At 52.1% G+C, this 14,556-nt stretch carries 14 protein-coding genes; 7 read left to right on the forward strand and 7 right to left on the reverse strand.

Annotated elements, in window-relative coordinates; genetic code table 11:
- Positions 1–96 precede the first annotated feature (96 nt).
- From R5268_RS03350 to sanA, 5 genes are all read left to right on the forward strand, one after another.
- Entirely contained in the window at positions 97–552 is a 456-nt protein-coding gene (locus tag R5268_RS03350; RefSeq protein WP_107678175.1) for a CidA/LrgA family protein, read from the forward strand.
- Positions 546–1,241 (forward strand): CidB/LrgB family autolysis modulator, encoded by a 696-nt coding sequence (locus R5268_RS03355; protein WP_052926197.1) that lies wholly within the window; start codon positions 546–548, stop codon positions 1,239–1,241. The genes R5268_RS03350 and R5268_RS03355 overlap by 7 nt, the downstream gene beginning before the upstream one ends.
- A 131-nt stretch (positions 1,242–1,372) precedes the next feature.
- The gene (gene cdd / locus R5268_RS03360; protein ID WP_317418677.1) at positions 1,373–2,257 is read left to right on the forward strand and encodes a cytidine deaminase; all 885 of its coding nucleotides are present in this window, start codon (positions 1,373–1,375) and stop codon (positions 2,255–2,257) included.
- Between the two features lie 197 nt (positions 2,258–2,454).
- Positions 2,455–4,152 (forward strand): NAD-dependent malic enzyme, encoded by a 1,698-nt coding sequence (locus R5268_RS03365; protein WP_107678173.1) that lies wholly within the window; start codon positions 2,455–2,457, stop codon positions 4,150–4,152.
- Between the two features lie 149 nt (positions 4,153–4,301).
- Positions 4,302–5,075 carry an outer membrane permeability protein SanA gene (gene sanA / locus R5268_RS03370; RefSeq protein ID WP_410795820.1) on the forward strand — a complete coding sequence of 258 codons (774 nt, stop codon included), beginning with the start codon at positions 4,302–4,304 and terminating at the stop codon, positions 5,073–5,075.
- A gap of 7 nt (positions 5,076–5,082) precedes the next feature.
- On the opposite strand, the gene yeiB is transcribed toward sanA, so the two are convergent.
- From yeiB to R5268_RS03395, 5 genes are all read right to left on the reverse strand, one after another.
- Positions 5,083–6,234 (reverse strand): DUF418 domain-containing protein YeiB, encoded by a 1,152-nt coding sequence (gene yeiB / locus R5268_RS03375; RefSeq protein ID WP_317418675.1) that lies wholly within the window; start codon positions 6,232–6,234, stop codon positions 5,083–5,085.
- A 3-nt stretch (positions 6,235–6,237) separates the two neighbouring features.
- The gene (folE, locus tag R5268_RS03380; RefSeq protein WP_004235735.1) at positions 6,238–6,897 is read right to left on the reverse strand and encodes a GTP cyclohydrolase I FolE; all 660 of its coding nucleotides are present in this window, start codon (positions 6,895–6,897) and stop codon (positions 6,238–6,240) included.
- 225 nt (positions 6,898–7,122) lie between these two features.
- Entirely contained in the window at positions 7,123–7,311 is a 189-nt protein-coding gene (locus R5268_RS03385; RefSeq protein ID WP_218455245.1) for a hypothetical protein, read from the reverse strand.
- A gap of 409 nt (positions 7,312–7,720) precedes the next feature.
- Positions 7,721–8,890 carry a YbfB/YjiJ family MFS transporter gene (locus tag R5268_RS03390; protein ID WP_317418674.1) on the reverse strand — a complete coding sequence of 390 codons (1,170 nt, stop codon included), beginning with the start codon at positions 8,888–8,890 and terminating at the stop codon, positions 7,721–7,723.
- A 78-nt stretch (positions 8,891–8,968) separates the two neighbouring features.
- Entirely contained in the window at positions 8,969–9,094 is a 126-nt protein-coding gene (locus R5268_RS03395; RefSeq protein ID WP_282097956.1) for a hypothetical protein, read from the reverse strand.
- On the opposite strand from R5268_RS03395, the gene moeA reads away from it, so the two are divergent.
- Positions 9,093–10,343: a molybdopterin molybdotransferase MoeA gene (gene moeA / locus R5268_RS03400; RefSeq protein WP_317418673.1), complete on the forward strand. Its 1,251-nt coding sequence runs from the start codon at positions 9,093–9,095 to the stop codon at positions 10,341–10,343. The genes R5268_RS03395 and moeA overlap by 2 nt on opposite strands.
- A complete protein-coding gene (gene moeB, locus R5268_RS03405; RefSeq protein WP_317418672.1) occupies positions 10,343–11,116 on the forward strand; it encodes a molybdopterin-synthase adenylyltransferase MoeB in 774 nt (257 codons plus the stop codon). The genes moeA and moeB overlap by 1 nt, the downstream gene beginning before the upstream one ends.
- Here the strand turns inward: moeB and R5268_RS03410 are convergent.
- Positions 11,073–12,377: a cytosine deaminase gene (locus tag R5268_RS03410; protein WP_046893770.1), complete on the reverse strand. Its 1,305-nt coding sequence runs from the start codon at positions 12,375–12,377 to the stop codon at positions 11,073–11,075. The genes moeB and R5268_RS03410 overlap by 44 nt on opposite strands.
- Positions 12,370–13,617: a cytosine permease gene (gene codB, locus R5268_RS03415; protein ID WP_166707276.1), complete on the reverse strand. Its 1,248-nt coding sequence runs from the start codon at positions 13,615–13,617 to the stop codon at positions 12,370–12,372. The genes R5268_RS03410 and codB overlap by 8 nt, the downstream gene beginning before the upstream one ends.
- Positions 13,618–14,556 lie beyond the last annotated feature (939 nt).

A 14,556-nucleotide genomic window follows, 5' to 3' on the forward strand; every position in this document is an offset into this window, starting at 1 on the left:
GACAACCACACCGTTATACTATTTTTTTCGTGACCGGTAGCACAAATAAAAAGTTAATTGTATGATGAATGGGTTCATCCAAGAAGGAACATTATCATGAAACCAAAACAGATAGCGGAAACCGGCTGGCGCTATCTCCGGGCATTTCTGATCCTGTATCTGTGCCTGTTTGCCGGCAATATTATCGCGGTGTTACTGCCGTTTTCCGTCCCGGGCAGCATCGTGGGTATGCTGCTGCTTTTTGTGCTGCTCGCACTGCAGATTGTTCCGGCGCACTGGGTTCAGCCCGGCTGCACCTTATTAATGAAAAACATGACAATGTTATTTCTGCCGATCGGTATCGGTGTGATGAACTATTACGATACCCTCAGCGCCCAGTTGCTTCCGATCCTGGTTGCCTGTGTCGTCAGTACTTTTATTGCCATGTGTGCTGTTGCGCTGAGCTCTGAATTTATTCACCGCCGTCATGTGCCGGTTCCGGAACAACAGGAAGCCGATGCGGTTGCCGCAGTAACTGAAAAAACCGAACAACAAGAGAAACGCAAATGTTAACGCATATCTGGTGGTCGCTCCCGCTTACCATCGGCGTCTATTTTCTCGCCAGAGCTATCTATATTAAATTTAAGCTGCCGGTATTAAACCCGCTGCTGATATCCATCGTGATTATCATTCCGCTGCTGATATTCACCGGAATCTCATACAACCACTATTTCGAGGGCAGTCGTATCCTTAACGACCTGCTGCAACCCGCGGTGGTGGCGCTGGCATTTCCGCTGTATGAGCAATTGCATCAAATCCGTGCACAGTGGAAATCTATTATCACTATCTGCTTTGCCGGGAGTGTGATTGCGATGGTCACCGGCACCGCCATTGCCTTTATGATGGGCGCGACACCGGAAATCGCCGCCTCTATTCTGCCGAAATCAGTCACCACCCCGATTGCGATCGCTGTTTCTGACTCCATCGGCGGTGTCGCGGCAATCAGTGCAGTCTGTGTGATTTTCGTCGGGATACTCGGCGCTATCTTCGGCCATACCCTGTTCAAACGACTGAAAGTCACCACGAAAGCCTCACGCGGCCTGGCAATGGGGACAGCCTCTCACGCCCTCGGTACTGCCCGCTGCGCGGAAGACGATTATGTGGAAGGTGCTTACAGCTCACTGGCATTAATGACCTGCGGGATTATTACTTCTCTGATGGCACCGTTTATCTTCCCGGTTCTGCTGGCCGTGTTCGGATAACCTGAAAATTTGAGTTCCATCTCGCAAATTCAGCATTTGTTTCATTCGTTTCATAATGAACGTGACAAAAATCACGTTCATTATGTATAACTACCCGCTAGAATGATCTCATTGATAATGGAGGTCATTTTATGCAAAACCGCTTTCATGCAGCCCTGAACACACTCCCTTCCCCGTTACAGACACTGCTGACAGATATTGTGTGCGCTGATACTTTTCCCGGATATTTATCTGCCAAACAGGTCAGTGCACTCTGCCACGCCGCAGGTACTGATGAGGATGCACTCGCGCTGGCCATGCTGCCGCTGGCGGCAGCCTGTGCCGTGACACCGGTATCCCGGTTTAATGTGGGTGCGGTTGCACACGGACTGAGCGGAAACCTCTATTTCGGTGCCAATATGGAGTTCTGCCATGTGCCGTTACAGCAAACGGTACACGCGGAGCAGAGCGCGATCACTCACGCCTGGCTGCGCGGCGAGAACGGTTTGCGCAAAATCACCGTCAATTACACGCCGTGCGGCCATTGCCGTCAGTTTATGAATGAACTGAACAGCGGTACAGAACTGCTGATTCAGTTACCGGAACTGGCCGCTATGCCGCTGAAAACGCTGCTGCCGCATGCTTTCGGCCCGGTGGATCTGGGGATTGAAACCCGGCTGTTTGACCAGGTGCATCACGGTTATCATTTCCTTGCCACGAATGCGGTGGTCGGAAAAGCGCTCGAGGCAGCTAACCGCAGCCATGCGCCGTACTCTCATTCCCACAGCGGGGTGGCTCTTCAGGACAGCCGCGGACGCATCTACAGCGGTGCTTATATTGAAAATGCCGCCTTTAACCCGGGGCTGCCGCCGTTACAGGCTGCATTGATCTTTATGAATATGGCGGGCGGCGACCTGCACGATATCCACCGCGCTGTACTGGTGGAAGGCAGTAATGCCACACTGTCACAATGGGAAAGCACCTCTGCCACACTGAATGCCCTGGGCTGTCAGGATATCGCTCTGTTCAGTTATTGATCCTCTCCCTCTGAGGTTGGTGCTCACCGGTTCCGGGCATCAACCTTTACGTGATTACTCAATATAAATCTATCCCGCCTCTCACTTTCACACATCGGTATCACTAATTTCGTAACAATTACTGTACATATTTTTCAGATAACTTAGGATCAGTGCGTCCTGTCTTAAAAATGTCAATTGGCAAAGAGTAGTCATACATGGAACTGGAATACGAAAGCAAACGTGCATTATATATCCCGTATGCGGGCCCTATCCTGTTAGAGTTCCCGCTGCTGAACAAGGGAAGCGCCTTCTCCGAAGAAGAGCGCAGTAATTTCAACCTCCACGGCCTGCTGCCTGAAGCGGTGGAGACCATCGAAGAGCAGACTGAACGCGCCTATCGTCAGTATTCTGATTTTAAAAACGATACGGATAAACATATCTACCTGCGTAACATTCAGGATACGAATGAAACGCTGTTCTACCGTCTGCTCAATGCTCACCTCAAAGAAATGATGCCTATCATTTACACCCCGACAGTCGGGGCGGCCTGTGAGCATTTCTCGGACAGTTACCGCCGTGCGCGCGGGCTGTTTATCTCTTATCCGAACCGCGCTTACATTGATGACATGCTGCAGAATGCCACCAAGCAGAATGTAAAAGTCATCGTGGTGACCGATGGTGAGCGGATCCTCGGTCTGGGTGACCAGGGGATCGGCGGGATGGGTATCCCGATTGGTAAACTCTCCCTGTATACTGCCTGCGGCGGTATCAGCCCGGCGTATACCCTGCCTATCGTGCTGGATGTCGGTACCAATAATCAGCAGCGCCTGAACGACCCGCTCTATATGGGCTGGCGTCATCCGCGGATTACCGGCGAAGAGTATGATGAATTTGTTGATGAATTTATCAATGCCGTTAAACGCCGCTGGCCGGATGTGTTGTTACAGTTTGAAGATTTCGCCCAGAAAAATGCGATGCCGCTGCTGGAACGCTACCGCGATCAGCTGTGCTGCTTCAATGATGATATTCAGGGAACCGCGTCAGTCACCCTCGGCAGCCTGATCGCCGCCAGCCGTGCTGCGGGCGGACAGCTGAAAGATCAGACCGTTGCTTTCCTGGGAGCAGGCTCTGCCGGATGTGGTATCGCTGAGCAGATCATCGCACAGATGAAATCCGAAGGTCTGAGTGAAGAGCAGGCGCGTGCCCGTATCTTTATGGTGGACAGATTCGGTCTGCTGACCGATAAACTGCCGAACCTGCTGAACTTCCAGAGCAAACTGATCACCAAAAGTGACATTATTGCGGGCTGGGATGTGCAGAATGATGCCATTTCGCTGGAAGATGTGGTCCGTAACGCCAAACCGACGGTGCTTATCGGGGTTTCCGGTCAGCCGGGGCTGTTTACGGAAGAGATTATCCGTGAAATGCACAAAAACTGTGAGCGTCCGGTGGTCATGCCGCTGTCTAACCCGACCTCCCGCGTGGAAGCTCGTCCGGAAGATATTATCGCCTGGACAGACGGCCATGCACTGGTTGCGACCGGCAGTCCGTTCAATCCGGTGATTTATAAGGATAAAACCTATCCTATCTCTCAGTGCAACAACTCATTTATCTTCCCGGGGATTGGTCTGGGAGTGCTGGCTGCCGGTGCCAAACGTGTGACTGACGGTATGATGATGACCGCAAGCCGTGCACTGGCTGATTGTTCACCGATGGTTATCAACGGCGAAGGTTCGTTACTGCCGGATATCGAAGATATCAAAAAAGTGTCCCGCATCATCGCCAAACAGGTTGCCAAGGAAGCCCAGATCCAGGGTGTTGCCACCGTCACCTCTGACGGCGCTCTCGATGAAGCTATCGAACGCAACTTCTGGCATCCGGAATATCGTGTTTACCGCCGGACATCTTTCTGACGAATAGCCGGTGAACTGTCACTGAAAACCCGCCTCTGTGCGGGTTTTATTCTTTTTTTCACCCTTGCCAGCTTTTCCCCGCTCAAGTAATCTTAACCTCATGGTAACTATATAGTGATAAAGGCTCAGGAATAATGGGAAAAGCCCGGATATGGAAACGGATCATTCTGTGGATGCTGGCAGGTATTATCCTGGCGGCAGTGGTGGCTGTTGCGGCAGATCGCTGGATAAGCTGGAAAACCGCGCCCTATATTTATGAAAATATCAATGACCTGCCGCCGGCTGAAGTCGGTATGGTACTCGGTACAGCCAAGTACTACAGAAACGGGACAATTAACCAGTATTACCTCTATCGTATTCAGGGTGCGGTCAATGCGTATAACAGCGGCAAGGTGAAATATCTGCTGTTGAGCGGTGATAACGCGCAGCACAGCTACAATGAGCCGAGTACGATGCGGAAAGATCTGGTGAATGCCGGGATACCGGCCAGCAAAATTGTGCTCGATTTTGCCGGATTCCGTACGCTGGATTCAGTGGTACGGACAAGAAAAGTCTTTGATACCAATGGGTTTACCATTATTACCCAGCGTTTTCATTGCGAACGGGCACTGTATATCGCGATGGAGAAAGGCATTGAGGCGCGCTGTTATGCCGTTTCTTCTCCGAAGAATATGTTTACTGTCCGGGCGCGGGAAGTGGTTGCCCGGCTGGGGGCGCTGGCCGACTTATATATTCTCAACCGTGAGCCGCGTTTCCTCGGTCCGCAGGAATCTATCCCTGCACCGCAAACCCTGCCTGAAAATGTGCCGTCATACCCGGCAGTGACCCCGGAAGAGCTGAATGTGCTTTATCCTGAGCCGCCAGCCACCGCAGAAAAACCGGCAAAAACCGGAACCGGGCAACCGGCACCGGCTGCACCGTAGCATCATCTCAGCGGGCAGCCAGTTTACCGGCTGCTTTCCGCCATAACCACTCCGCCGGTCCCTGAGAAAAGTAACGCAGCCACAGGGTGGAGAATAAAATATTAATCATCCACATCAGCGGCACAAACGCCAGCAGCGTCAGGCGATCAAACTGACCAAAATAACCGAAGTACTCAAACACTATCACCCCGCAAACCGATTGCAGCAGATAACTGCTCAGGGCTGTGCGCCCGACCCGCTGTAAACAGGCCGAAACCGGTTTTAACTGCGGCTGCAAACCGTAAAACAGTGCGATAAGCCCGGTGGCCTGCACCGGCTGTAAAATATCGGCGAGCGGATACCCGACAGTGCCTAACCAGAAGACACTCCAGCCGTTCAGGTATTCCATCCACACAACAATAGCCTGTAACAGCAATGACGGGATCAGCAGCCATGCCGCCAGCCGCCGGTAGTGAGACAGCGGGAATGCCCCTTTCAGCCAGCCGTTTTTCATCAGCACGGCTCCCAGCAGCATCATCGCCAGTAACTGCCAGCCATACTGAACCACCATCATCATCAGCATGCCGCTGATGGTGTTTACTCTGTCCAGCATGCCCGCAAGGCCGCCGGTATTGGCGATCAGTACTTCATAATCCAGCATCTCCTGCGACGGCTGCCAGTACAGCAGTTTCAGCTCACCACCCTCAGATAACAGAAAGAACAGCAGGAATAACCCGGTCAGAATCAGTACCGGCACCAGCGTCAGCCACCAGCGGGAAGAGACGTTGTGGATAATCCAGCAGGCGGCTATACCAGTCAGACTATACATCAGCAGGATATCCCCGCTCCAGAGCAGGGCCGTATGCAGCAGACCGATACCCCCCAGCACCAGCAGCCGCCCCATATTCCATGACTGACTGTAGCGGCTGAGCATCATCAGTGTCGCACCAAACAGCAGCGCAAACATACCGAGGAATTTGCCCTGCACCAGTACGCTCAGTACCGCCCAGGTGGTGACATCCGTTCCTGACGCTGACGAAATATAGACCGGATTCATATAGGCTGCGGATGGCAGCGCGAACCCACTGATGTTGAGGATAAAAATACCGAGAACGGCCAGCCCCCGCACCATATCGAGAACATCAATACGTGCAGAGGCGGGAGTGGCAGACAATGTCATCGGTTAAATATGACGGGCTGCGCGCAGGAATTCCTGGCGGGTGTTCTGGCTGGATTTAAATAATCCGCCCAGTGAGGTGGTGGTGGTGGTACTGGTCGCATCACGGATACCACGCGCTTTGACACAATAATGCACCGCATCAATGGATACCGCCACATTGGTGGTGCCGAGCAGTGTTTGCAGTGCCAGCAGAATTTGTTGTGTCAGTCGCTCCTGCACCTGCGGACGCTGGGCAAAGAACTGTACAATCCGGTTAATCTTCGATAACCCGATAACCGTGTCTTTCGGGATATACGCCACCGTGGCTTTACCGTCGATAGTGACAAAGTGATGTTCACAGGTGCTGGTCAGCGTGATATCACGAACCGTCACCATCTCATCCACTTTCATTTTATTTTCAATCAGGGTGATTTTCGGGAAATTGTGATAATCCAGCCCTGAAAAAATTTCATCCACATACATCTTCGCGATACGTTTCGGGGTATCTGCCAGACTGTCGTCGCTCAGGTCGAGATTGAGCAGCTTCATAATTTCTGTCATGTGCGCTTCAATCTGAACCTTACGGGTTTCCGGCGGCAGTGTCTGCTCCCGTAATGGTGTCTCCAGCCCGCGTGCGATCAGCGCGGCGTGGACAAGTTCTGCTTCCCGGCTTAATGATGACATACCTTCTCCGACTATTTTTCAGGTGACTCCCGGTGCTGTGTTGCACCCGGCGGCCGGTCAATACCCGCCGCCCTGCTATTTTAGAGCAATACGCCGTTTTGTTAATCCATTTTGTGGTTTTGGTGATGAAAAGTTTGCACCGGAAATCCCTGTTAATACTACGGATATCAGCCGGAAAGAAAGTAACGAAAACATTTACCGGAAAAATACCGGATAACGAATGTGTTATATAACCTCATAACGGAGACGGGAAATATCCTTATGATCAGCAAAAACAATTTCTTCGCTGCTCCGGGAAATATCTGACATCATCACCGCAGTGATATCAAATATCATTCCGGCAAATAGAGTTCCGGCAGCGGCAAGACCAGATCCTGAAACAGACAATAATTGTTCCTGATTTAATTCTTTCATAATTAACCTCTCAATTATTTAAATATAAAATACAGTATCTTTTTTGTCAGAACATAGAATCCCGCATAAATCACCGGTGTAAGAAAGACATCAGTCATCACATTATCCGGCCTGACAATGCGCAGTGATGAGTGAGTGACCATCAATGGCGTCAGTACCATACTGATATTCATGGACAGCAAGCGTGTATCTTTCGGATCATTAATTACCTTCTTAATAATATTTTTCTTTCTCATCAGGAATGATTACCGGTTGTTTTTCATCATGATGACTTTATGCCCTGAAAATTAAATAAAGCATAAACCGGTTAAGTGATAAAACCGTTTTTTTAGTTCTCTGTTTTTTATTTTTAATTAATTAAAAAGATAACAGGATTAATAAATAATAAACCTGTTATCCCTGAGGATAATTATTCGTTTATATCACTGCGGTCACGGAACACCAGCAATCCACCGGTAATCAGTGCCGCAAAGGCGACCCACAGTGCCGGTTCCAGTTTGCCGGTAAAATACGCGGAAACCGAGGATACCAGCGGGCCGCCGAGCTGCCCGACGGCATACCAGGTGGTCAGCAGCCCGGCCATATAACGGCCGTGCTCCGGAGCCAGTTCGCGCCCGCACTGAAATGCCAGCTGTACCGCCGCCATTAGGCCGCCGCCGACCAGAAAGGCACTGACTGCCAGGCCACTGATTCCGGGCATGACTTCCGCCGCCAGAATACCCGCTGCCTGTGCCCAGAGGGTGATTGCCAGCCGCCGCTGCGGTGTGAAAAAATGCCGCGCGGCAATCGCAGCTGCGATACCGGCAACGGCTGCGATACCAAATACCGGCCAGACAAACTGAGCAAACAGACTGCCGGGAAAACGTGCCGCCGCCATCTGCGATAAAAACGTGGCGGGCAGGATATAACCGAACCCGGCCAGCGCATAGCTCCACAATAAACGGCGGATTTTCGGCGTCATCACCGGCTTGCTGTGCGGGGAGGCGCCGGTACTCAGTTCTCCCGGACGCGGCAGATAGCGGCTGACATACAGGCTGAACACCAGCGCCGCTGCACCATAGATCCACCAGCCCTGTGAGGCGGTCAGCGATAAGCCCTGAATGCCGATTGCCGCCAGCCCGCACAACAGAATCCCGGTACCGGTTCCGCCGTAAACCGCGACACTCAGTGCCGGACGATTGAGTTTTGCCAGTGCGTCATTGGTCCAGGCAGCAGCGAGTACCAGTGTCCAGCCGCTCGCCCAGCCGATAAAAAAGCGTGCGATACTGTGCAGCACCGCGCCGGAAATCACTGCTGACAGCAGTGTGATAATCACCGCGCCCCATAACCCGGTCCACAGCCGCAGCTCAATGCCGCGTTTTGCCCGCATGGCATCAAAGGACCCGGCAAGATAACCGAGGTAATTCCAGGCAGCGACAATACCGGCGGTTGTCAGATCAAGCTGATGCTCGTCAATCATCAGCGGCACCTGCGGGGTAAAGGCAAAGCGCCCTATTCCCATGGCGACCACCAGCGCAAGAAAACCACTGATTGCGATATGAAGTGCCGTTGTCTGACGGGCGGAGTGAGATGTCGTCATGTGAAATACAATATGTTAATAATTTGTAACTTCGTTATACCAAAAGAAGCCTTTAAAATGCAATAATGACTTCCGGAATCAGATCTGTTGCTCACGCTTTTGTGCCACATCATTCAACTTGTTCTGTAAGTCTGCCATAATGCCTTTCTCTTTATTATCCGTTTTATCTGCGCCCTGCGGGCACCGGGAGTGAAACAGCATCATGGCTAATCCGACAGAAAGTCACACCTCTTCGTTAATCTCTTTACAGGAAGCACTGGATAAGCTGCTCGCGACCCCGGCCGCGATCACCGGTACGGAAACTATCGCGCTGACGGATGCTGCCGGGCGGATCACTGCCGCACCTGTTATTTCCCCTATCAATGTACCGCCATTTGATAATTCCGCAATGGATGGTTACGGGCTGCGCCTGGCGGATTGGGACGGAAAAACCCCGCTGCCGGTGGCTGGCCGGGCACTGGCCGGTGTACCGTTTAACGGCGCGTTACCGGCGGGACAATGTGTCCGTATTATGACCGGTGCCCCGGTACCGGCGGGTGTGGATACCGTGGTGATGCAGGAAGAAGCAGAAGTGTCAGATGCCGGTATCACCTTTACCGCCGGTATTACCGCCGGACAAAATATCCGCCGTATCGGTGAGGATATCGCGCAGCACAGCGAAGTTTTACCGGCAGGCACCAAACTGGCCGCTGCCCAGCTTCCGCTGATCGCCTCTCTTGGTCTGGCGGAGTTATCCGTGGTACGCAAACTGAAAGTGGCGGTGTTCTCCACCGGCGATGAATTGCAGGCTGTCGGCCAGCCGCTGGGCGACGGACAGATTTATGATACCAACCGTTTTGCGGTTCGTCTGATGCTGGAAAAACTCGGTTGTGACGTGATTGACCTCGGTGTGATCCCGGATAACCCGGAGATTCTGCGCGCCACCTTTGAGAAGGCCGATGCACTGGCAGACCTGGTGATCAGCAGCGGCGGTGTGTCTGTCGGTGAAGCGGATTACACCAAACAGATCCTCGATGAGATCGGTAAAATTAATTTCTGGAAACTGGCGATCAAACCGGGCAAGCCGTTTGCTTTCGGTAAGCTGAATAACGCCTGGTTCTGCGGTCTGCCGGGCAACCCGGTTTCCACCACCGTGACGTTCTATGAGCTGGTACAGCCGCTGATTGCCCGTCTGTCCGGTTTCAGCCAGTGGCAGCCGCCGATGCGCTTTAAAGCCATCGCCACCACGCCGCTGAAAAAATCCGCCGGTCGTCTGGACTTCCAGCGCGGTATTGCCGGTGTGAATGAACAGGGTCAGATGGTGGTCAGAACCACCGGCGATCAGGGCTCACATATTTTCAGTTCTTTCAGCCTCGCCAACTGCTTTATTGTGCTGGAGCGTGAACGCGGTGCGGTTGCCGCCGGTGACACCATTGAAATCGAATTTTTTAATCATTTACTGAAGAACGACTGATGGCGACCGAACCCGGACATATTGAACTCAGTGATGAAGAAGCACTGCGTTATAACCGTCAGATCGTACTGCGCGGCTTTGATTTTGATGGTCAGGAAGCCCTGAAAGCCGGGCGGGTGCTGATCACCGGCCTCGGCGGGCTGGGCTGTGCAGCGGCGCAGTATCTGGCTGCCGCAGGGGTTGGTCATCTTACGCTGCTGGATTTTGATACCGTGTCGCTCTCCAATTTGCAGCGCCAGATCCTGCATACTGATGCCCGCATCGGGATGGCAAAAACAGAATCCGCCGCCATTGCGCTGAAAGCAGTCAATCCGCACTGTCATACAGAAACGGTCACCAAACAGCTGGATGATGATGAGCTTACCGCGCTGATTCAATCTCATCATGTGGTGCTGGACTGCACCGATAATGTCGCCGTCCGCGAACAGCTTAACCGCGCGTGTCATCAGTTGAAGATCCCGCTGGTGTCCGGTGCCGCTATCCGTATGGAAGGACAGATCTCTGTCTTTACCTGGCAGGAGGGCGAACCCTGTTACCGCTGTCTGAGCCGGTTATTCGGGGAGAACAGTCTGACCTGTGTGGAAGCGGGTGTGATGGCACCGCTGGTCGGCACCATCGGCACCCTGGAGGCGATGGAGTGCATCAAACTGCTCACCGGCTACGGGCAGGTGAGCAGCGGAAAAGTGGTGCTGTTTGATGCCATGCGCATGCAGTTCCGCACCATTAATCTTAAGCCTGATCCTCAGTGCGAAGTGTGCGGCTGTAACGGATAGTCTCCGGTTTATCCAGATGGATCTGTGTGACGGCAGGCTGTGTTTCGGCTATCACACGGCCGTCACGGACAGAGTAACGCACCGGCACCTGACGGCGGACAGCATCAAACCCGTTTTCCGCCGGCAGGATCAGCAGGCTGGCGCGTTTGCCTTCCGCCACACCGTAATCCTGTAAATTCAGGGTGCGCGCACTGTATTCCGTGATCAGCTTCAGCCCGTCATTAATCTGACCATATCCCATCAGTTGACAGACATGCAGCCCCATATGCAACACCTGGAGCATATTGGCCGTTCCCAGCGGATACCACGGGTCAAACACGTCATCGTGACCGAAGCAGACATTAATATCTGCCGCCAGCATCTCTTTGACACGGGTGATCCCGCGGCGCTTCGGATACGTATCAAAACGCCCCTGTAAGTGAATGTTCACCAGCGGGTTCGCCACAAAGTTAATACCGGACATTTTCAGCAGACGGAACAGGCGGGAGGTATAAGCCCCGTTATACGAGTGCATCGCCGTGGTGTGGCTCGCGGTAACACGCGCGCCCATTCCCTCGCGGTGTGCCAGCGCGGCAACGGTTTCCACAAAACGCGACTGTTCATCGTCGATTTCATCACAATGCACGTCGATCAGACGATCGTATTTCTGAGCCAGCGCAAAGGTTTTGTGCAGGGATTCCACGCCGTATTCACGGGTAAATTCAAAGTGCGGGATAGCACCGGCCACATCTGCGCCCAGGCGCAGTGCCTCTTCCAGCAGTGCCTCACCGTCCGGGTAAGACATGATCCCTTCCTGCGGGAACGCGACAATCTGTAAGTCCACCCACGGCGCAACTTCCTGCTTCACTTCCAGCATCGCTTTCAGCGCGGTCAGTGTGGCATCGGAGACATCAACGTGGGTGCGGACATGCTGAATACCGTTGGCAATCTGCCATTTCAGGGTCTGCCAGGCGCGGGTTTTCACATCGTCGTGTGTCAGCAGCGCTTTGCGTTCTGCCCAGCGTTCGATACCTTCAAACAGCGTACCGGACTGGTTCCACGCCGGTTCCCCGGCGGTCTGGGTGGTATCAAGATGAATATGCGGTTCGACAAACGGTGCCGTGACCAGGCCGCCTTCGGCGTCCAGGCTCTCCGGCAGCACTTCACCGGCAGGCTGCTGCACAATCGCGGTAATGCGCTGATTATCGATGTCGATACGCCACAGTCCGTCACGGTCCGGCAGACGGGCATTATAAATATGTTTTACGGTTTGATTAAGCACGGGTCATCTCCGGGTTGGTTGTGCGACGGCGGTTAAGTAACGGATTGAGGACAGCATAGCTTAATGCACCGCCGAGAACTGCGTTCACCGGCACAATCCCCGGCAGCCAGTGTCCGGCAATCACACCTGCCGCCACCGCCAGCAGTGCGCTGACATTCACATCACGCATTTTACTGCGGTCAAAGGTTTCATAGCGGTGACGGTACATCAGATAATCCGCGATGATAATTCCCCCGATTGGCGGAATAGCGGCGGATAAGAACGTCAGCCAGCCGACAAAATTATTATAGAGCCACAGGGCGCACAGTGTGCCGATAAGCCCGTTGATGATAGATAAGGTTTTGCTGGAAAGCCCGGTGATATTGGCAAATCCCAGGCCGGACGCATAGAGTGCGTTATCATTGGTGGTCCAGATATTCAGCCCGAGCACAATAATTGCCGGTAATAACAGCCCCTGGGCAATCATCACATCAGAGATATCCGCCATACCGAGAGACGCCGCCCCGGCAGCACCGAAGATAAACATCAGTGAGTTACCGAGGAAGAAAGCGATAATCGCCACCAGCACCGCAATTTTCGGTTTGCGGCCGAAGCGGACAAAATCTGCCGTCAGCGTGCCCGCACTGACAAATGAACCGACCACCATGGCGAGCGCCAGATTAAAATCAATCGGCTGAGCGGGGATCACTTCACGCAGTGCACTCATTCCGCCCATACCGGTTACCGCCAGGTAAACCGAGTAACTGCCGAGAATGGCAATCGCCGGTACTGCAATCACAGAGAGTACGGTCAGTGCGGAGATGCCGAAGAATACTGTCACGGTCATCAGCACCCCGGAGATACCGATCAGCCAGTTGATATCCCACCCTGTCGCTTTACCGACCGGAATGGCAAACATGGCCACACCGACACCAAACCAGCCGACTTGTGTGCCGCCGAGTAAGAATGAAGGGAGCCAGGAGCCTTTAATACCGAAGGAGTAACGCGCGAGAAGGTGAGTTGTTAAGCCGGTTTTGGAACCAATGAAACCAAGAAAAGCGGTGTAGACACCAAGAAGAAGATTACCGATAAGAACTGCGAGGAAGAAATCATTAAAACTGAGACCGGTACCGAGAGCACCTCCGGTCCACATACTGGCGGAAAAGAAGGTTAAACCCAGCATTACAAAGGTTAATGCCAGCCCGCCTTTCCGCGCGGATATGGGCACAGGCCCATGACTGTAATTTTTATCCCCGGACACAATTGCCTCCTGTTGCTTTTCTCAGGCCAAAAAAATCTGACGAATTCTATAGCCGCAAAAAACAAAAGCAAACGATTTCGTTCACACTTAAAGAGAATTAACGCATACATGATATTCCGGCTGAAAATCATCCTGACGCAAAAAACAACAAGGAAAAAACCGGAAATAATACCTGATTACCGCCCCCGTTATTGTCTGCCGGAACACCGGTATCAGTTGCCGGAAAATGAACATGATATGATTAATGTCTGCCTGAAGATGTTTCCATAAATAAAAAAACGCATAAAAATCAGTTTATTAATTGTTTATTACCGGATACCACAAAATGTAACGGTAAGCCTTACATTACATCAGGGATATAACGCCGAATCTCACGATAGCTTATTTCGGTTCCGGAGTACCGTTTATGTCCCCCGGATATTCCCGGGTCGATGACATTATTTTTTACCGGCCTTTTCCGGTCTGTTATCACTTTATCGTTACTTATCGTTTTTTATCCGTCCGGCAGTGAAAAAAAAGCAGCAAGCGGATAAATCATTATCCCTGCCTGAAAATAAACAGCATCGGTAATTACGTTATTCTGCTTAATGTATCAATTTCAATATTAACTTATTAATGAAAATCAATATAATTATGATTTTATTATAAAAAATACCTTACGTTACGGTTTCCGCTGCCCCGTTCAGTTCCCCGGTAAACGATCACCGGTAAGGATGTTTTATCCTTATAGTTACCTGGTCATCATTTTGCGGAATTTCCGGGAAAATACGCTATATTCATTGTCATTATCCTGTTCAACTTTTATTGCCAAATACAGATAACTCATATATTGTACGCCGCCTGCATTTACCCCAGCGTGTGGTGATGGCCCGTTTATCACTGACGTTTCAGTAAAGTGCGCACGATGCAGACGCAAGGTGCGAGGTTTATTGAAAATAA

Source organism: Morganella sp. BCCO 40_0007 (genome assembly GCF_032989665.1).
Lineage (GTDB): Bacteria > Pseudomonadota > Gammaproteobacteria > Enterobacterales > Enterobacteriaceae > Morganella > Morganella sibonii.